Below are 17863 nucleotides of genomic sequence, written 5' to 3' on the forward strand. Positions count from 1 at the left end.
GGTGGCTCACGCCCTGGCGCGCGTCACCCGTGAAGGTGAGTTGAGACCTCTTCGAAACATCGGGGGCTTGGCAGGCTCATGCGTGCCGACAAGTCACGTAGTGCCATTGGATCGTTTAACTGACTTTGTTTCACAGGTAGTTGATGGTTAATGACCTTGCAGAAACGTGCCTGTCAACGCGTGCATATGCGTCCGCCCTACCCCACCGCATGAGCCCTACTATCGGCTCGCCATGACAGCAGCAGGGAAGCACCAGGTGAGCCGCGCGGAAACCTCACGTCGAGGCAGCCGGCCGGGTCGGGCGGGCATCAGAGACGTGGCCGCCGCCGCCGGAGTCTCCATCACGACCGTGTCCGACGCCCTGAACGGCAAGGGCAGGCTCCCGGACGCCACCCGGCGCCACGTCAGGGAGGTCGCCGACCGGCTGGGCTACCGGCCCTCCGCCGCGGCCAGAACCCTCCGTACCGGCAAGTCGGGGCTCATCGGCCTGACCGTGACGACGTACGGGGATGAACCTTTCACCTTCACGGAGTTCGCCTACTTCGCCGAGATGGCGCGGGCCGCCACCTCCGCCGCGCTCGCCCGCGGCTACGCCCTCGTCATCCTGCCCGCGACCTCGCGTCACGACGTGTGGTCGAACGTCGCCCTGGACGGCACCGTGGTCATCGACCCGTCCGACCAGGACCCGGTCGTCAGCGAGCTGGTCCGGCAGGGACTGCCGGTGGTCTCCGACGGCCGCCCGGCGGGCGCCCTGCCGGTCACCGCCTGGGTCGACAACGACCACGAGGCCGCCGTCCTCGGCATCCTCGACCACCTGGCCGACGCCGGCGCCCGCCGCATCGGCCTGCTGACCGGCACGACGACCGACACCTACACGCACCTGTCGACCACCGCATACCTGCGCTGGTGCGAGCGGGTGGGCCAGGATCCGGTCTACGAGGCCTACCCGGCGCACGATCCGTGCGCGGGCGCGGTCGCCGCCGACCGGCTGCTCGCCCGGCCCGACCGCCCCGACGCCGTCTACGGCCTCTTCGACCCGAACGGCACGGACCTGCTGGCCGCCGCCCGCCGCTACGGGCTGCGCGTGCCGGACGACCTGCTGATCGTCTGCTGCTCCGAGTCCACGGTGTACGCCAGCACCGAGCCGCCCGTCACCACGCTCTCCCTCAAGCCGCGCCGCATCGGCACGGCCGTGGTCCAGCTCCTCATCGACGCCATCGAGGGGGTCGAGTCGGACCAGCCGGTCGAGCAGGTGATACCGACGGAACTGATCGTGCGCACCTCGTCCCAGCGGCGCGCGCCGCGCACGACGGTGAGTCCGCCGCGGTCGCCGGAGAAGGGGTAGGGCGAGAATCCGGCGCTGGTGCAGACGCCTGTGCCTGTGCTGTGCGTTTGTGTGGCGTCCGGCACTCTGCGTCAACGCCATGCGGTGACCCGCGCCGGTGACCTGTTCCACCGGACATCTCCGGTGCGGGCCGGTGGACGAGGGACGAAGCCCGGCCCAATCGGGGCGAATGCCGCGGTGAACTGGAGTCTTGCTCCGATTCACCACCCCTGGGTCATCACACGGCGCGATCCGCATTCCTATGATGGGCCCACGACACCGCGGGGCCGCTGCGACCAGGCAGTCCGAAGCGGTGCAGATGCGGCGCGATGGTGGAGGGGTCTGATGACTCAGGGGGCCGGTCAGGGACCCGAGGTGGAGCGCACTGCGGTGCTGCGCGACTTTCGGGTGCCCGCGTACGTCAACGAGACCGGTCCGTACGGCCACAGCAGCGACGTCGTTCCGGCCCCCGACGAGGCCTACCCGGACGGGTACACCCCCACCGAGCAGGACCTTCCCGTCATCCATCCCGCCGAGGGACTCCAGGCCACGCCCGACCACGAGGGGCTCGCGGCGGACGGCCCCGGCCCGCTGTTCGTCGTCGGTGACGTCCACGGCTACCTCGACGAACTGATGGCCGCACTCCACGAGAAGGGCCTCGTCGACGCGGCCGGCAACTGGTGCGCGGGCACCGCCCGGCTGTGGTTCCTCGGCGACTTCACCGACCGAGGTCCGGACGGCATCGGCGTCATCGACCTCGTGATGCGGCTGTCCGCGGAGGCCGCCGCGGCCGGCGGTTACTGCAAGGCCCTGATGGGCAACCACGAGCTGCTGCTCCTCGGCGCCAAGCGGTTCGGCGACACCCCCGTCAACTCCGGCGCGGGCACCGCCACCTTCCAGGCGGCCTGGCTGCTCAACGGCGGCCAGAAGACCGACATGGACCGCCTCCAGGACCACCACCTCCAGTGGATGTCCCGCCTCGACGCGGTCGAGGAGGTCGACGGCCACCTCCTCGTCCACTCCGACACCACCGCGTACCTCGACTACGGCGACTCGATCGAGGCGGTCAACGACACCGTCCGCGAGACGATCACGCGCAACGACGCGGACGAGGTGTGGGACCTGTTCCGCAAGTTCACCAAGCGCTTCTCCTTCCGCGACGAGGGCGGCGCCGACCATGTGCGCTCGCTGCTCGACACCTACGGCGGGGTCCGCATCGTGCACGGCCACAGCCCGATCCCCTATCTGCTCGGCGAAGTGGGCTCCGAAGAGGGCGAGGACGATTCCGGCCCGGTGGTCGAGGGACCGCACGTCTACGCGGACGGACTCGCCATCGCGATGGACGGCGGAGTGACCATGGCCGGAAAGCTGCTGGTCCAGCAACTTCCCCTGGACATCTGACGGTTCACAGGGCAGACGTTGCCCCCTCGTGGAGTGACCGGAGACCGCGCAGGCCAGAGGCCAATTTCTGGAAACCCCCTGTCACCCTGTGCCGTAGCCGCTCTACCATCTGGTTATCCGTAGCAGGCTCCCCTCCGTTTCTGCCCGACGGCTCGTTGGCATGCGAGCCCCAAGCCCTACGGAGCATCGGGGGATGCACATGAACAGCGTTCCGCAGCACCTGCACAGCGAGGACCGCCAGGAGTACGAGCGGATCCTCGATGAGGCGCTGCGCTCCGCACCACACCGTCCCGAACTGGCCGCTGTCGGACAGCGGCTGAATCCCGAACAGCTGCGCACCATGGCGCTGAACGCCACCGCGATCATCACGGCGGCCGCGGCGACCGAGTACCAGCACTACGTGAAGGTCCGCGAGGAACAGCGCCGCCCGGCGCCGTCCACCCTGTCGTCCGTGCACGAACCCGGCCCCGCCGAGTCGGGCAGCGGTGCGATGGGGCTCGCCACCACCATGGGAGAGGTCGCCGAGACCGCCGGTGCGGGCGCCGTCGCCGTCGCCGCCGTTCTGACGCCCGTCCTCGCCGGGATAGCCGCCGCGATCTTCCTGCTCGTGGGCTACATCCTCCAGATGCTCAGTCCGCCGCCGGCGTTCGCCCACGCCATGATCACCATCGGATGGGTGTTCGGCGCCCTGACCGCGGCCGCGATCCTGGTCGCCGCGGGCGGCCTGCTGATCACCGCCCTGCGCAACCGCCCCACGCCCGACACGGCGTACGGCGAACTCACCGGGGAGGTGGCCCGGGCCAGGGACGCCTGGAAGGAGGCCCTGCTGGAACGCGGCCTGCTGCCCTTCCTCAGAGATGCCCTGGCCGACCCCGGCACCGCTGCACTGCACCACACGGCACCGCCGGCCCCGACCAGCCGCATGCCCAGCCTGGGCTACGACCGCCCCGGGTTCAGCAGTCCGGACGACGGAGCCTCCAGTTCCCGCCCGAGCTTCAGCAGCCCGGACTACACGAGCCCGGACTTCGGGGGGCCGGAACACCAGCCGGACTGACACCGCCCGGCAGAGCCCCTCGGCTTGCGTTCCCACGACGTGCCCACGACGTGCCCACAAGGGGAGCGCAAGCCGGATGCGGGGTGGGGCGGCGCACGCGGTGAAGCACGGGCGACCCCTGCCACCGCCGTGGCCCGACAGGCCGTTGCGCGCACGGCTGCTCGTCACTCGGCAGGTGGAGACTGGACTCCGCTGATTGTCAGACCGGGATGGCACAGTGCGGCCCCATGAACAGAGACCGGTTCTGGGCCCTCGTCGAATCCGCGCGTACGTCCGCGGCCGCCTCGGGCTCGCCCTTCGACGAGTCGCTGGTGGACCACCTCAGCGGCTGCCCCTCACAGGAGATCCTGGAGTACGCCGAACGCTTCGACGACGTGCACGACGCTCTGTACCGCTGGGATGTCTGGGCGGCGGCCTATCTCATCGGCGGCGGCTGCTCCGACGACAGCTTCATGGACTTCCGCGCGGGAGTGATCGCGTCCGGACGCGACTGGTACGAGCGCACTGCCCAGGACCCCGACAGCCTCGCTGAGCACCCCGATGTCGTCGAAGCAGCGAACGCCCGGGGTGACGCAGCCCTGTTCTACGAGGACGTGAACTACGCGGCCTGCAAGGTCTTCGAACGCCTTGCAGGAAGCGCGGACGCCTTCAACGAGGCCTGGGCGAAGTACCGGCCGGCCGACGGGCAGGGCGACGAACCCACCGACATGGGGGAGGACTTCGACTTCGACGACCCGGAGGAGATGCATCGCCGTCTCCCCCGGCTGGCACGACTCTTCCTCGCGGGGCGCGACTGACTCGGCGAACAGGGCGGCCCGCGACGCCGTGCAGTCGCGGGTGCGGGCCGTCCTGGTGGCGGACCGGGACTACTCCGCCAGCGGCAAGTACACCCGGTTCCCGCTCGCCGCGAACTCCTTCGATTTCTGAAGCATTCCCTCGGCGACCTCCTCAGGTGAGGCCCCCTCGGCCGCCGTCCCGCCGAACCGCTCGTTGATGCTCTGGCTGATCTTCATCGAGCAGAACTTCGGTCCGCACATGGAGCAGAAGTGGGCCGTCTTGGCCGGTTCCGCCGGGAGCGTCTCGTCGTGGAACTCACGAGCCGTGTCCGGGTCCAGGGCGAGGTTGAACTGGTCCTCCCACCGGAACTCGAAGCGGGCGTCGGACAGGGCGTCGTCCCAGTCCTGTGCCCCGGGGTGCCCCTTGGCGAGGTCCGCCGCATGGGCGGCGATCTTGTAGGTGATGACGCCCGTCTTGACGTCGTCCCGGTTGGGCAGACCCAGGTGCTCCTTGGGCGTGACGTAGCAGAGCATCGCCGTGCCCCACCAGGCGATCATCGCGGCGCCGATGCCGGAGGTGATGTGGTCGTACGCCGGCGCGACGTCAGTGGTCAGCGGGCCGAGCGTATAGAACGGAGCTTCATCGCAGATCTCCTGCTGAAGGTCGATGTTCTCCTTGATCTTGTGCATCGGGACATGTCCCGGGCCCTCGATCATGGTCTGTACGTTGAAACGCTTGGCGATCGTGTTGAGTTCCCCGAGCGTCCTCAACTCCGCGAACTGCGCCTCGTCGTTGGCGTCCGCGATCGAGCCCGGCCTCAGACCGTCGCCCAGCGAGTAGGTGACGTCATAGGCGGCGAGGATCTCGCACAGTTCCTCGAAGTTCTCGTAGAGGAACGACTCCTTGTGGTGCGCGAGGCACCAGGCGGCCATGATCGAACCGCCGCGCGAGACGATCCCGGTCTTGCGGTTCGCCGTCAGCGGTACGTACGGCAGCCGCACGCCCGCGTGGACCGTCATGTAGTCCACGCCCTGCTCGGCCTGCTCGATGACCGTGTCCTTGTAGATCTCCCAGGTCAGCTCCTCGGCCCGGCCGTCGACCTTCTCCAACGCCTGGTAGAGCGGCACCGTGCCGATCGGGACGGGGGAGTTGCGCAGCACCCACTCACGGGTGGTGTGGATGTTGCGGCCGGTGGAGAGGTCCATGACCGTGTCGGCGCCCCAACGGGTCGCCCAGGTCATCTTCTCGACCTCCTCCTCGATGGAGGACGTCACCGCGGAGTTGCCGATGTTGGCGTTGACCTTCACCAGGAACCGCTTGCCGATGATCATCGGCTCGATCTCCGGGTGGTTGACGTTCGCGGGCAGCACCGCACGCCCCGCCGCGATCTCCTCACGCACCACCTCCGGATCGACGTTCTCCCGGATGGCCACGTACTCCATCTCCGGCGTGATCTCTCCCCGGCGGGCGTACGCGAGTTGGGTGACCGCGCTGCCGTCACGGCTGCGCCGCGGAAGACGGGGCCGGCCCGGGAACACCGCGTCGAGGTTGCGCAGATTGCCGCCGCGGGGAGAGGTGTGCTTGATCCCGTCGTCCTCGGGGCGCACGGGACGGCCCGCGTACTCCTCGGTGTCTCCGCGGGCGACGATCCAGTTCTCCCTGAGCGGGCTGAGCCCCCGACGGACATCGGTCTCGGTGAGCGGATCGGTGTACGGGCCCGAGGTGTCGTACAGCGTGACCGACTGCCCGTTGGTGAGGTGCACCTGGCGGACTGGCACACGCAGGTCGGGGCGCGAGCCCTCGACGTACGCCTTGTGCCAGCCGATGGACTTCCCGGCCTCCGTGGGGGGTTGCATGGGGTGTTGTGTTGAGCTTTCACCCTGAATGGACTGTTCGTCCTGGTTGGAGGCAGGCGTGCGTGCGTCCTTGATGGTCATGAGACCTACTCCCTACGCCGGCATTACCCGGTAACAGGTTCGGCGGTCGACGCAGCGGCTTCCGTCTGCCGACGTTTCGTGGGGAACGTCACTCTCGCGTGAGGACGTTCCACGTGAAACATCGCTGGGACGGAGGTCAGCGCCCTCTCAGCCCGGTGCTCCGAGCTCCCGCGTGTACAAAGGTGCCACCACGCTAGCGTCAATTCGGGCGCGGTGAACAGGGGGCCCCATTCGTTCTTGCGATGATCGGGCGGTGACCACGACACATCAGCCCCCGTACCCGCCTCCCGAGCCGCAGCGCCGACCGGGCTCCGGAAACGGCCCCGGGGACGGTCCGGGAGGCCGTCCGGGAGGCGGCACCGCGGACGGCAACGGTCGTACGGGCGCGCCCGATTCCGGCGGCTGGGACGCTTTCGGGCACGGGCAGGCGCTGGGGCAGACGCAGGGGCGTGGGCAGGGATCCGGCCAAGGGCTTGGTCAGGGGCCTGGTCAGCGGCCTGGTCCGGGGCCTAGTCAGGGGCTTGACCAGCGGCCTGACCAAGCGCAGGCTCCCGGGCAGCCCGGTGCTGGGCGTGCTCCGGGCTATCCGCAGGGATACGGGTCGGGGGCCGGCGGGGAGCAGGGGCCTGGCCCCGGGTATGGCTCCAACGGCCGCGGCGAAGGCTTCGGTGGAGGCCACGACCGGGGCGAGGGCTTCCAGGACGGGCGCGGTCACGGCGAGGGCTTCGGTGGCGACCGCGGTCACGGTGAGAGCTTCGGTGGGTACGGCCAGGGCGGCACCCACGCCCCCCATGACGGTCACGGGCACCATTCCGGCGCCCCCGGACACGACCACGGACACGAAACCGGCGGCAACCCCGGTCACGGAGACGGCGGTGGTGGCGATGGAGGCAACGGCGGCGGAGGCAACGGCGGTGGCGGAGGCGGAGGCGGTCACTCGCACGGCCACAGTCACAGCCACGGCCCGGCGACCCCCGTCTCCAAGCATCTGCGCAAGGTCATCGCGGCGATCCTGATCCCCTTCGCCGGGGCGGTCGTCGTCGGACTCGCGGTGCTGTGGCCCGGTGGCGCCCCGGCGCACGAACGCACTGGAGTCGGTTTCGACCGGCAGACCCAGCAGGCCACGGTCACGACAGTCGTGAGTGTCAGCTGCAAGTCGGTGAACGCCGGAGGGGAGACCCCGACCGGGGACACCTCGACCGCCGAGGGCTCCTCCGCCGAGCAGCAGGCGAAGGGCACCTGCAAGAAGGCGACGATCCGGGTCGACACCGGCGACGACAAGGGCCGCACCTTCACGGAGATCGTCCAGCCGGACCAGTCGCGGCAGCTGCACGAGGGCGAGAAGGTCGTGGTCGCGTACGAACCCTCGGCGCCCAGGGACCTCCAGTACTCGGTCGCCGACGTCAACCGCAGGTTCCCGATGGGGCTGCTCGCCGGCATCTTCGCGCTGGTCGTCGTGATCGTGGGGCGGTTGCGCGGTGTCATGGCGCTGGTCGCCCTGGCCGTGAGCTTCCTGCTGCTGAACTTCTTCGTGCTGCCCGCGATCCTCCAGGGCTCGAACCCGCTGGTCGTGGCGGTGGTCGGGTCCAGCGCCATCATGCTGATCGCCCTCTACATGTGCCACGGCCTGTCGGCCCGGACGTCCGTGGCGGTACTGGGCACGCTGATCTCCCTGCTGCTGATCGGCGTCCTCGGTTCGCAGTTCATCGGCTGGGCCGCGCTGACGGGCAACACGGACGACAACACCGGCCTGATCCACGGGCTGTATCCGTCGATCGACATGAGCGGTCTGCTGCTCGCCGGCGTCATCATCGGCTCGCTCGGTGTCCTCGACGACGTGACGGTCACCCAGACGTCGGCGGTGTGGGAACTGCACGAGGCCAACCCGACGATGGGCTGGCGAGGCCTGTACCGCGCCGGTATCCGTATCGGCCGCGATCACATCGCCTCCGTCGTCAACACCCTCGTGCTCGCCTACGCGGGTGCCGCACTGCCGCTGCTGCTGCTCTTCTCGATCGCCCAGTCCAGTGTGGGCACGGTCGCCAACAGCGAGCTGGTGGCGGAGGAGATCGTGCGCACCCTGGTCGGCTCGATCGGCCTGGTCGCCTCGGTTCCGGTCACCACGGCTCTCGCGGCCCTGGTGGTCTCGGCCGACCGGCCGGGGGCGGAAACAGCGGGGGCAGGGGCAGGAGGGTCCGCGGCCGCACCTACGGCACCGGCACCCGCGCCGGCGACCAGTGTGAGCGCCGGGACGGCCGACGGCCGCCCGACTCCGGCCCGCGGCGGGAAGGGTCGCCGCCGCAGGCACTGAGCGGCCACGACAGCCCGGCCGGCCCGTACACAGGCAGGCTGGGGCTTCCCGCCGTACCGAAAGGCTCACGGCGGCCCCCCACAGCGGGTCGCCGTTCAAGGAGTCCTCAGCCGCCCGCCCCGCCCTCGTCGGCAGAAGCGTTCCTTCGCCCTCCCAAGTGAAAAGGTGAAGCGTTCCGCCCAGCTCCCGACCGCCCGGCGTCAGCCCGCGCTCTGCTCCTCCGCCAGGATCCGGTCCAGCGCCTCGTCGAGATGCGCGTCGAAGTCGGCCATCGCCGCCTCCTGCCCCAACGGCACCAGCTTGTCGGTGCGGTCGAGGAAGGCGATGACCGGCGCCGTCGACGAACGGAACAGCGCCTGGTCGCCGCCGACCTGAAGCCTGATCAGCAGATCTCCCAGCGTGTCGGGACCGGCGGGCGAGACACGTACGTCGCCCTCCCCGCAGGGCCGCCCCACGCCGTCGATCAGCAGCTCGCGCCCGAAAGCCCAGGTGACCGGGGCATCACCCGGCAGATGGAAGGTCAGCCGGACAGCGTAGGGATCCTCGGTCTCGTAACGCAGCTCCACCGGGATGCGGAAGGAGAGTTCCTCCGACACCAGAAAGCTCATCATGACCTCTGCCTGTACGGACTCGCGCATCGCCTACCCCGTCATCTGCCTTCGTATGGCCGGGAATGATCCCTCTGACACTGGTGGCATCTTGCTGAACGTACACAACAGATCACAAGGAGTGAGTTTTCAGATACTGATAGAGATCGCGAGCGAACCCATCCGGCGCCCGACTTCCTCTTGCAATTGCTGGGTGACGGCCCACAGCCGGTCGGCCTGATGAACGGGCAGGGAGACGGCCATCGTTGCCGCGGCATTACCCAACGTGATCGGAATCGCCGCGCACACGGTCCCCAGCGCGTACTCCTGACGCTCGATCACCGGCTGCATCCGGCCGGTCCGTTCCAGGCGGCGAAGCAGGCTGTGGTGGTCGCGCACCGTGTACGGGGTGATGGAACGCACCGGATAGCGGTCCAGGTGGTCGCGCCGGGCCGCCTCATTGAGCTGGGCCAGCAGGCACTGGCCGATGGCGTGCGCGTGCCCTGTCTCACGGAAGTCGGCCCACTCCTCCACAGCCGGATTGCCCGGGGTGTCGGAGACACAGAGAACCTCGATCTCGCCGTCCCGGTACTGGGCGTAGTAGACCGGAACTCCGATCAGATCTCGCCAGTGCGCGAGCGCCTCGACCACGGTGCTGCGACGTTTCTGCTGGGCCCCGCTGCTGCTGAGCCGCTCGGCCGCCTCACCGAGGAAGAACAGGCCCTTGTCGCGGCGCAGATAGCCCTCGTGCACCAGGGTGCGCAGCAGGTGGTAGGCCGTGGGGAGCGCCAGCCCGGTCTCGCGGGCGAGTTGTTTGGCGGGGGCTCCGTGTTCGTGCTCCGCGACGGATTCGAGCAGACGCATCGCTCGCTGGACCGAGCCGATGAGGGTCGCGGTGTGAGGTTGCTCGACGTGCTCGACGGGGGGCGCGGCGCGTCGCTGCACGGGAGTGGACTCGTGCCCCGACGGCCTGAAAGGAGCTGCCGACCGAGGCGCGGCCGTCTGTCGCGCGGAAACCGTCGACTGTGCGGGAGCCGTCGGCTGAACTGCAACAGCCGACGCCTGAGCTGCGGCAGCCGTCGGCAGCGTGGCCGGTGCGTTCGGCTGTGCGGGAGTCGTCGTCCCGCCGGTGAACCGTGCGGGTGGGCTCGCGACCTGTGCGGGTGCGGTGTCAACCGTGGCCAAGGGGCACTCCCGGAGCGCGTGGAGGGCGGCCCGTGCGGGGGAACACGGGAGGGGGTGTACGCCGCTCGCGGGGACGTCCCCGCGTCGAGTTCCGGACTTTAACGGTCCGCCACCGCACGTATACGGCCCGTCCGGGAAACTTCCCTCGCCCGAGGGAACAGGCGATTCCTGTTACCGCTCGACCCGCCCGCAGCGACCCCTCACCAGTCGCTGCGTGACGAGGAACTCGACGTGAACTTCCGTACGACGTAGACCAGTCCGCCGACCAGGGCCACGAAGACCAGCAGCTTGAAGAGCAGGCCGATGACGAAGCCGACGACCGTGGCTATCAGCCCGCCGAAGACGACCAGGGCGATGACCGGCACCGCGATCCACTTCACCCACCACGGCATCCCCGCGAAGATCTCTCCCATCGCACGCAACCTCTCTGCATTCCGGCACCGTCCGGCCCCTCTGGTACCGGATCCCAATGTCCTGCCCTCGATGCTAGGGCCGGCAGGGGTCCCGGCGGGGGCCTCGCATCCCTTGTCGTCCCCTGACTGATCCCCTAGGGAACCCCGAGGTCGCGGGTCAGCTCTCCGGGGGAGAGAACACCACCATCACCCTGAGGTCCTCGCTGATGTGGTGGAACTTGTGGGCGACTCCGGCCGGCACGTAGACCACGCTGCCCCGGGCGACCTGGGTGGTCTCCATGCCCACGGTGATCGCGGCCCGGCCGCTGACCACGAAGTAGACCTCGTCCTGGCGGTGCGGCTGCTGCGGGTCCTGCGCACCGGCGTCGAGCGCGTACAGGCCGACCGACATGTTCCGTTCGCGCAGAAACTGGAGATAGGCACCGTCGTTGGCGGCGCGCTCCGCCTCCAGCTCGTCCAACCGGAATGCCTTCATCGACTCAGTCCACCCTCGTCAGTGCCGTACTCGATCTCTTCTGCCACGATCAGACACATGAAGAATTTCCTAGTCAAGACGATCGCCAACGCGGGTGCCCTGGCGGTCGCCGTCTGGTTGCTGGACAAGATCACCCTGACCGGTGACAGCACGGCCAAGAAGGTCTGGACGCTGATCCTCGTCGCCCTGGTCTTCGGCCTGGTGAACTTCCTGGTCAAGCCGATCGTGAAGGTGCTCACCTTCCCGCTGTTCCTGCTCACGCTCGGCCTGTTCACGCTGATCGTCAACGCGTTGATGCTGCTGCTGACCTCATGGCTCGCGGACAAGCTCGACCTGAGCTTCCACGTCGAGGGGTTCTGGACCGCCGTCCTGGGCGGCCTGATCATCTCGATCGTCTCCTGGGCCCTGCACATCGTCCTGCCCGACGAGGACTGAGGAGGCATGACCTACCGGATCTGTTTCGTCTGCACGGGCAACATCTGCCGTTCCCCCATGGCGGAGTCGGTCTTGCGCGCCCGGATATCCGAGGCCGGCCTCGACGACCTGATCGAGGTGGACAGCGCCGGGACCGGCGGCTGGCACGAGGGCGACGGCGCCGACCCGCGCACGGTGTCCGTCCTGGAGGAGCACGGGTACGACGGGACCCACACGGCCCGCCAGTTCCAGTCGTCCTGGTTCTCCCGGCTCGACCTCGTGATCGCCCTCGACGCCGGTCACCTGAAGGCCCTGCGGCTTCTCGCCCCGACCCCTGAGGACGCCTCGAAGGTGCGGCTGCTGCGCTCGTACGACCCCGCCGCGGGCGACGACCTCGACGTCCCGGACCCGTACTACGGGGGCCTGGACGGCTTCGAGGAGTGCCTTGAGATGGTGGAGGCGGCGAGTGAGGGCCTGCTCGCCGAGGTACGCGAGCAAGCGGAAGGACAGGTGGCATGAGCGACAGGGCGACCGACGACGGCGAGGGCACACGCGCGGTGCGGGCCGGACTGCCCGACGCGGCCAAGAACGAACCGACCCTGCCCGGACCGGCCTTCGCCGCCCACTTCCACCTGCCGGGGGAGGTCGACGGCCCCTACACCTACGGCCGTGACACCAACCCGAGCTGGAGCCTGCTGGAGCGCGCCATCGGCGAACTGGAGGCGCCCGGACGGTCCGACGTGGAGACGCTGGTCTTCGCCTCGGGCATGGCCGCCATCTCCGCCGTGCTCTTCTCGCAGCTGCGCGCCGGGGACACGGTCGTCCTGCCCGGCGACGGCTACCAGGTGCTGCCGATGGTCCGGGCCCAGCTGGAGGCCTACGGCATCGAGGTGCGCACCGCGCCGACCGGCGACGACGCCCAGCTCGATGTCCTCAACGGGGCGCGGCTGCTGTGGATCGAGAGCCCCTCCAACCCCGGGCTCGACGTGTGCGACATCCGGCGGCTCGTCGGGGCGGCACACGCGCGTGGAGCCCTCGTCGCCGTGGACAACACGCTCGCCACACCGCTCGGACAGCGCCCGCTGGAGCTCGGCGCGGACTTCTCCGTCGCCAGCGGCACCAAGCAGCTCACGGGGCACGGAGACGTCCTCCTGGGGTACGTCAGCGGCCGCGAGGGCGAGGCCATGGACGCGGTGCGCCGCTGGCGGAAGATCGTCGGGGCGATCGCCGGGCCGATGGAGGCCTGGCTCGCGCACCGTTCGATCGCCACGCTCCAGATGCGGGTCGACCGCCAGAACGCGAGCGCGCTCGTGCTCGCCCAGGCGCTGCGGGAGCGCCCCGAGGTGACGGGACTGCGCTACCCGGGACTGCCCGACGATCCCTCGCACAAGATCGCCTCGCAGCAGATGCGGCGCTACGGGTGCGTGGTGTCCTTCACGCTCCCCACGCGCGCGCGTGCCGAGCGTTTCCTCGACGCGCTGCGGCTCGTCGACGACGCGACGAGCTTCGGCGGGGTGCGCTCCACCGCCGAGCGGCGCCGACGCTGGGGCGGGGACGACGTGCCGGAGGGCTTCATCCGCTTCTCGGTCGGAGCCGAGGATCCCGAGGACCTGGTGGCGGATGTGCTGCGGGCACTGGACGAGTCGGCCGACTGAGTTCCGGTGACGGCTCTACGGACGTACGTCCATGTCCGGCTACGTACGACGGACGGTCCGAGCCTCCCCCCTCGTGGCTCGGACCGTCCCGGTTCCGCGCGCGAAGAACCTCGCGAACAAGGCTAATTGACTCTCTGTCAGTGTCCAATCACAGTAGCGACAGAGACCTATCGACATATTTATAGTTGGGCCCTGCCTCGATGCCGGGAGAAGGGCAGGGAAAGGGAGGCGTCACCATGGATCTGGCCCTGCTGCGCACCTTTGTGACGGTGCACCGGGCCGGTTCCTTCACCCGCGCCGCCGCCCTGCTCGGCCTGTCGCAGCCGGCCGTCACCTCGCAGATCCGCACTCTGGAGCGGCAGTTGGGCCGCCCTCTGTTCTTACGGCAGGCCCGCGGTGTGACTCCGACGAGCATCGGCGACGAACTCGCCCACAAGGCCGCCCCGCATCTCGACGCCCTGGTGGAGATCACCGAGACCGGGCTCGACGACGAGTCCTCCCTGCGCACCCTGCATCTCGCGGGCCCTCCCGAGTTCACCGCCGAGCGCGCTCTCCCCGCGCTCACCGAGCTGACCGGCGAGGACGGCCAGGCCTTCGCCCTGCGAGCCTCCTTCGGAAACGCCGAGGAGACCCTGGAAGGACTCGCCGCCGGGCATCATGATCTGGCCATCTGCACGGCCCGTCCGCGCGGCCCGCTGCTCACCGCCAGCACGCTCTGCGACGAGGAGCACGTCCTGGTCGCCGCGCCGGCCTGGGCCGACCAGACCGGATCGGGGGAGGAGACGGAGGGCGTGTCGGCCGCGAGGCGGGCGCCCGCCTTCGAGGGCGTCCCCGTGATCGAGGTGCATGAGTCGCTCCCGTTCGTCTCGCGCTACTGGGCCGCCGTCTTCGACTCCCGCCCGGCCGCCCCGGGCACCGTGATCGTCCCTGACCTTCGTGCGGCGCTCGCCTGCGCCGTCGCGGGCGCCGGACTCGCGGTACTGCCCCGTTACCTGTGCGCGAGCGCCCTGGCGCGCGGAGACGTCGTCGCGCTGCACGAGCCCCCCGTTCCACCGCTGCGGACGTACTTCCTGGTGGTCCGTACCGGGACCCTGGCCATGCCGCACATCGCACGGGCACACGAATGGCTGCTCCGGGCAGCTGCCGACTGGGACTGACCAGGCATTTTGCGCCCTTCACCGAGCGAGTCCGGCCGGTGACGCCACGCGATGTTTCACGTGGAACCATCCGGGCCACATTCCACCCATGACCGTCCGACCCGTGGTCAAGCGCACCGCACGCGCCGTCCTGCTCGATGGTGACGACCTGATCCTGATCAAGCGCACCAAGCCCGGCATGGATCCCTACTGGCTGACTCCTGGCGGTGGAGTCGAGCCGACAGACTCGACCGTCATCGACGCCCTGCACCGCGAGGTCTACGAGGAACTCGGTGCCAAGATCACCGACGTGGTCCCCTGCTTCGTGGACACCGTCGAGCACATCGGCGACAGCGGCAGCGCGACCGGCGTGAAGGTGCAGCACTTCTTCGTGTGCCACCTGGAGTCGATGGACCCGTCGCTGCGGCACGGGCCCGAAGTGGACGAGCCGATCGGGGAGTACGAGATCGTGCGCGTGCCGTTCACCCGGGTCGGGATCGCCTCCGTGCACCTCGTCCCGCTCTCCCTGCGGCACTATCTGGACGGCAATATCGAGGGCGTACGGGCCATGCACGCGCCCGACCTGGGCTGAAGCGCCGACAGGCACCACGAGGCCCCGCATCGGCTGCGGATCACTGCGCCAGGACGAGCTCCTCCACGGAGTCATGGCGTATGCGTTCCGAGGGGATCCCGATGGACCTGAGCGTGTCGACCCCGCTGCGGATCATCCCGGGCGGCCCCGAGAGGTAGGCGTCGTACTCGTGCCAGGGGCCGTACTCGCGGATGGCGTCCGGGAGCCGACGGGGCTGCCGGTCGACGATCGCGCGGACCGACAGCCAGGGGTGCGATTGCTGGAGCCTGAGCATCGTGTCGAGGTCGTACAGGTCGTGGTCGGTGCGGGCGCCGTAGAAGACGTCGACCGAACGCTGTGCGCCGTGTTCGGCGACGTCCTCGACCAGCGCCTTGATGGGGGCGATGCCGGTGCCGCCGCCCAGGCACAGCAGGCCGCGGTCGGTGGTGTGGTCCACGGTCATCGATCCGGTCGGCGGACCGAGCCGGATGATGTCGCCTGGCCGGGCGCGGTGCACCAGGGCGCCTGAGACCCAGCCCGCGGGAAGCGCCTTCACATGGAACGACAGCAGGCCGTCGGAGCGGGGGGCCGAGGCGAAGGAGTAGTGTCGCCAGATGCGCGGCCACCATGGCGTCTCCACGCTCGTGTACTGGCCGGCGACGAAGGGATAGGGCTGGTCGGGTCTGACGGTGACGACGGCTACGTCCCGGGTCCTCAGGTCGTGCGAGACGATCTCCGCGAACCACCAGGCCGGGGCGCGCAGTTCGTCCGCGGCGGCCGCGTCGATCATCACCTGCGAGATCTTCGTGTACGTCCGCACCCAGGCCGCTTCCGTCTCCGCGTCCCAGGCTCCGGGGGTGTACTTGCTCAGCGCGCCGATGAGGCATTCGCCGACGGCCGGGTAGTGCTCCGGGCGTGTGCCGTACTTGCGGTGGCCCCGGCCCAGGTTCTGGAGGTAGTCGACCAGCACCGGGGTGTTGTCGATGTGCTCGGCGGCGGTGAGCAGCGCCTTGAGCAGGCGGTCCCGCTGGGCGTCCATGGCTGCCGGGAACAGCGGGCGCAGGTGGGGATGGCGCACGAACAGCAATGCGTAGAAGTACGAGGTGACCTGGTCGGCCACGTCGGCGATCCCGGCCATGGTGCGGCGGACGAGAACGGCGTCCGGGGACGGCGGCTGGTCGCTCTGGGGCAGGTGTGCGTAGTGCGAGAGGGAGGGCTGGTACGTCGGGGCCTCGAGAGCCTGCTCCGCCTTGCGGGGTAAGGCGGTGGGCCGGGGCGCCGGAACAGGCGCGGCCTGCCGGTTCGCCGGGTCTGCTTCGGCGTCCGTGCCGGGCGCTGCCTCCGGTTCTCTGCGTGGAGCGAACCAGCCACTCCCGATCTCGGAAGTGCCGTTGCCGCCCTCGGAAGTGCCGTCGCCCGACATGGCGGTCGGAGCGTCCATGGTGTGCCTCGCCTCGAACATCGTTCGGTCGGTCTGCGCTCTTCCTCGGTCGGAAGATGCCTGCTTTCCCCCGCAGACGGCTGTCCGCTCGGCATCACGGCCAACGCAGCCACATGACACCCGCATTCGCGGCCCTCACGGACAAGGAGGCGAGAGCGAGACATCGGCCGCAGTGCTCTCACCGCAGCGTCCCACCGGGTGCGGACGCCTGGCCTCATAACCACAAACGCGGGTCTTCGATCTCTCCGTCCCGTTAGGCTGCATTGCCCCGCTCCAGTCCGCACAAAGAGGTCGCACCTCTGTACGAACAGGAACCGGAGCCGACCCTACCGGTCCCCACGAGTCCCGCACGGAAGAACCGTTCATCGCCACAACTACCGGGCAGCGCGCACCAGTTCATAGGCGTCCCACAGATCCGTACCCGTGTAGGAATGCGTTGAGATCTCGGACAGATGATGGTCGGCATTGACCGCCACGGAGACCGGCACCACACCGAACAGGTCCGTGTCCGAGGACGAGTCGCCATAGGCAATGCAGTCCGCCCGCGTCACGCCGAACTCCGCACACAACCGATCCGCGATGAGGACTTTGGCTGCGGCACTGAGGACTCCGGTCGGATCGACGGGTTCGACGAAGGGAACGGCCGGAAAGCGGGAGCCGTAGGCGGCATGGGCGCCCCAGCCGGTGAGTCGCTCCACGAAGAAGGACGGCGAAAGCGAGATCACCGCGCAGTAGTCGCCCTGCGCCCTGATTTCGGCCCAGACCTCACGGATCCGCGCCAGCCACGGAGCACTGTCGAAGGCCGCGGCAACATGCGCTTCGCTCAGCCCTGCCCACAGCGCGTAGACCTGCTGCGCGTACTCGGGCGGACCGATCAGCCCGGCACCGATGGCCTGGTCGAGCGCCACCGCCTCGGCTTCGAGTCCTAGCTGCCGTGAGATCTCCACGGGTGCAGTGGTCCCGTGGAGCAATGTGCCGTCGAGGTCGAAAAGATGAAGTCTCGCCACAGCCTTGAGGCTAATGGCACCACCACACCGACCTCGAAGTAGTGGCACATGAGTACGGTGAGACGTCAGAGCCACTCGCGGTTGATCACCGAATGGTCGCCGTTCTTCGATGTTTCACGTGAAACACCCGGCATCTGTTCGCACGATGTGCGCTTGGCTACGACATGGCCAAAAG

The 17863-nt window shown here is 69.2% G+C and carries 16 protein-coding genes and 1 pseudogene; 10 read left to right on the forward strand and 7 right to left on the reverse strand.

Annotation, left to right across the window (positions count from 1 at the left end):
• Positions 1 to 232: 232 nt before the first annotated feature.
• The 4 genes from AQJ54_RS32515 (at position 233) to AQJ54_RS32530 (ending at position 4576) form a co-directional block, all read left to right on the forward strand.
• A complete protein-coding gene (locus tag AQJ54_RS32515) occupies positions 233 to 1345 on the forward strand; it encodes a LacI family DNA-binding transcriptional regulator (protein ID WP_078852003.1) in 1113 nt (370 codons plus the stop codon).
• A gap of 324 nt (positions 1346 to 1669) precedes the next feature.
• Complete coding sequence (locus AQJ54_RS32520; protein WP_062243349.1) at positions 1670 to 2725, forward strand: metallophosphoesterase; 1056 nt, start codon at positions 1670 to 1672, stop codon at positions 2723 to 2725.
• Positions 2726 to 2918: 193 nt separating this feature from the next.
• On the forward strand, positions 2919 to 3779 hold the full coding sequence (locus AQJ54_RS32525) for a hypothetical protein (protein WP_062025605.1): 861 nt from the start codon (positions 2919 to 2921) through the stop codon (positions 3777 to 3779).
• Positions 3780 to 4006: 227 nt separating this feature from the next.
• Positions 4007 to 4576, forward strand: coding sequence for a DUF4240 domain-containing protein (locus AQJ54_RS32530; protein WP_062243352.1), 570 nt, complete (start codon positions 4007 to 4009; stop codon positions 4574 to 4576).
• Positions 4577 to 4645: 69 nt separating this feature from the next.
• On the opposite strand, the gene thiC is transcribed toward AQJ54_RS32530, so the two are convergent.
• On the reverse strand, positions 4646 to 6493 hold the full coding sequence (gene thiC / locus AQJ54_RS32535; RefSeq protein ID WP_062243354.1) for a phosphomethylpyrimidine synthase ThiC: 1848 nt from the start codon (positions 6491 to 6493) through the stop codon (positions 4646 to 4648).
• 787 nt (positions 6494 to 7280) lie between these two features.
• On the opposite strand from thiC, the pseudogene AQJ54_RS32545 reads away from it, so the two are divergent.
• A pseudogene (locus AQJ54_RS32545) lies at positions 7281 to 8804 on the forward strand (YibE/F family protein); the annotation flags it as partial.
• A gap of 200 nt (positions 8805 to 9004) precedes the next feature.
• On the opposite strand, the gene AQJ54_RS32550 reads toward AQJ54_RS32545, so the two are convergent.
• The 4 genes from AQJ54_RS32550 to AQJ54_RS32565 all read right to left on the reverse strand — a co-directional run bounded on the left by AQJ54_RS32550 (position 9005) and on the right by AQJ54_RS32565 (position 11464).
• Positions 9005 to 9442: an SsgA family sporulation/cell division regulator gene (locus AQJ54_RS32550; RefSeq protein ID WP_020134113.1), complete on the reverse strand. Its 438-nt coding sequence runs from the start codon at positions 9440 to 9442 to the stop codon at positions 9005 to 9007.
• A gap of 99 nt (positions 9443 to 9541) precedes the next feature.
• Entirely contained in the window at positions 9542 to 10336 is a 795-nt protein-coding gene (locus AQJ54_RS32555; RefSeq protein WP_079070109.1) for an IclR family transcriptional regulator, read from the reverse strand.
• A gap of 440 nt (positions 10337 to 10776) precedes the next feature.
• Positions 10777 to 10989, reverse strand: coding sequence for a DUF5326 family protein (locus AQJ54_RS32560; protein WP_020134115.1), 213 nt, complete (start codon positions 10987 to 10989; stop codon positions 10777 to 10779).
• Between the two features lie 157 nt (positions 10990 to 11146).
• Complete coding sequence (locus AQJ54_RS32565) at positions 11147 to 11464, reverse strand: cupin domain-containing protein (protein ID WP_044471505.1); 318 nt, start codon at positions 11462 to 11464, stop codon at positions 11147 to 11149.
• 57 nt (positions 11465 to 11521) lie between these two features.
• On the opposite strand from AQJ54_RS32565, the gene AQJ54_RS32570 reads away from it, so the two are divergent.
• The 5 genes from AQJ54_RS32570 (at position 11522) to AQJ54_RS32590 (ending at position 15261) form a co-directional block, all read left to right on the forward strand.
• Positions 11522 to 11899, forward strand: coding sequence for a phage holin family protein (locus AQJ54_RS32570; RefSeq protein ID WP_062025612.1), 378 nt, complete (start codon positions 11522 to 11524; stop codon positions 11897 to 11899).
• A gap of 6 nt (positions 11900 to 11905) precedes the next feature.
• A complete protein-coding gene (locus tag AQJ54_RS32575; protein ID WP_062243361.1) occupies positions 11906 to 12397 on the forward strand; it encodes a low molecular weight protein-tyrosine-phosphatase in 492 nt (163 codons plus the stop codon).
• Positions 12394 to 13533: a cystathionine gamma-lyase gene (locus AQJ54_RS32580; protein WP_062243364.1), complete on the forward strand. Its 1140-nt coding sequence runs from the start codon at positions 12394 to 12396 to the stop codon at positions 13531 to 13533. Before AQJ54_RS32575 ends, AQJ54_RS32580 begins: the two co-directional genes overlap by 4 nt.
• Positions 13534 to 13769: 236 nt before the next feature.
• On the forward strand, positions 13770 to 14690 hold the full coding sequence (locus AQJ54_RS32585; protein ID WP_062243367.1) for a LysR family transcriptional regulator: 921 nt from the start codon (positions 13770 to 13772) through the stop codon (positions 14688 to 14690).
• 88 nt (positions 14691 to 14778) lie between these two features.
• Positions 14779 to 15261: an NUDIX domain-containing protein gene (locus AQJ54_RS32590; protein ID WP_062243370.1), complete on the forward strand. Its 483-nt coding sequence runs from the start codon at positions 14779 to 14781 to the stop codon at positions 15259 to 15261.
• A gap of 40 nt (positions 15262 to 15301) precedes the next feature.
• On the opposite strand, the gene AQJ54_RS32595 is transcribed toward AQJ54_RS32590, so the two are convergent.
• Positions 15302 to 16681, reverse strand: a complete 1380-nt coding sequence (locus AQJ54_RS32595; RefSeq protein WP_428843812.1) for a globin domain-containing protein — start codon at positions 16679 to 16681, stop codon at positions 15302 to 15304.
• A 374-nt stretch (positions 16682 to 17055) separates the two neighbouring features.
• Complete coding sequence (locus AQJ54_RS32600; protein ID WP_062243373.1) at positions 17056 to 17688, reverse strand: HAD family hydrolase; 633 nt, start codon at positions 17686 to 17688, stop codon at positions 17056 to 17058.
• Positions 17689 to 17863 lie beyond the last annotated feature (175 nt).

Origin of the sequence: Streptomyces griseorubiginosus (assembly GCF_001514195.1) — a bacterium.
Lineage (GTDB): Bacteria > Actinomycetota > Actinomycetes > Streptomycetales > Streptomycetaceae > Streptomyces > Streptomyces griseorubiginosus.

What these genes read in the sequence shown, in the direction of transcription:
- AQJ54_RS32515 (WP_078852003.1), top strand. Translation starts at nt 233, where the DNA reads ATGACAGCAGCAGGGAAGCACCAGGTGAGCCGCGCGGAAACCTCACGT.
- AQJ54_RS32520 (WP_062243349.1), top strand. Translation starts at nt 1,670, where the DNA reads ATGACTCAGGGGGCCGGTCAGGGACCCGAGGTGGAGCGCACTGCGGTG.
- AQJ54_RS32525 (WP_062025605.1), top strand. Translation starts at nt 2,919, where the DNA reads ATGCACATGAACAGCGTTCCGCAGCACCTGCACAGCGAGGACCGCCAG.
- AQJ54_RS32530 (WP_062243352.1), top strand. Translation starts at nt 4,007, where the DNA reads ATGAACAGAGACCGGTTCTGGGCCCTCGTCGAATCCGCGCGTACGTCC.
- thiC (WP_062243354.1), bottom strand. Translation starts at nt 6,493, where the DNA reads ATGACCATCAAGGACGCACGCACGCCTGCCTCCAACCAGGACGAACAG.
- AQJ54_RS32550 (WP_020134113.1), bottom strand. Translation starts at nt 9,442, where the DNA reads ATGCGCGAGTCCGTACAGGCAGAGGTCATGATGAGCTTTCTGGTGTCG.
- AQJ54_RS32560 (WP_020134115.1), bottom strand. Translation starts at nt 10,989, where the DNA reads ATGGGAGAGATCTTCGCGGGGATGCCGTGGTGGGTGAAGTGGATCGCG.
- AQJ54_RS32565 (WP_044471505.1), bottom strand. Translation starts at nt 11,464, where the DNA reads ATGAAGGCATTCCGGTTGGACGAGCTGGAGGCGGAGCGCGCCGCCAAC.
- AQJ54_RS32570 (WP_062025612.1), top strand. Translation starts at nt 11,522, where the DNA reads ATGAAGAATTTCCTAGTCAAGACGATCGCCAACGCGGGTGCCCTGGCG.
- AQJ54_RS32575 (WP_062243361.1), top strand. Translation starts at nt 11,906, where the DNA reads ATGACCTACCGGATCTGTTTCGTCTGCACGGGCAACATCTGCCGTTCC.
- AQJ54_RS32580 (WP_062243364.1), top strand. Translation starts at nt 12,394, where the DNA reads ATGAGCGACAGGGCGACCGACGACGGCGAGGGCACACGCGCGGTGCGG.
- AQJ54_RS32585 (WP_062243367.1), top strand. Translation starts at nt 13,770, where the DNA reads ATGGATCTGGCCCTGCTGCGCACCTTTGTGACGGTGCACCGGGCCGGT.
- AQJ54_RS32590 (WP_062243370.1), top strand. Translation starts at nt 14,779, where the DNA reads ATGACCGTCCGACCCGTGGTCAAGCGCACCGCACGCGCCGTCCTGCTC.
- AQJ54_RS32595 (WP_428843812.1), bottom strand. Translation starts at nt 16,681, where the DNA reads ATGGACGCTCCGACCGCCATGTCGGGCGACGGCACTTCCGAGGGCGGC.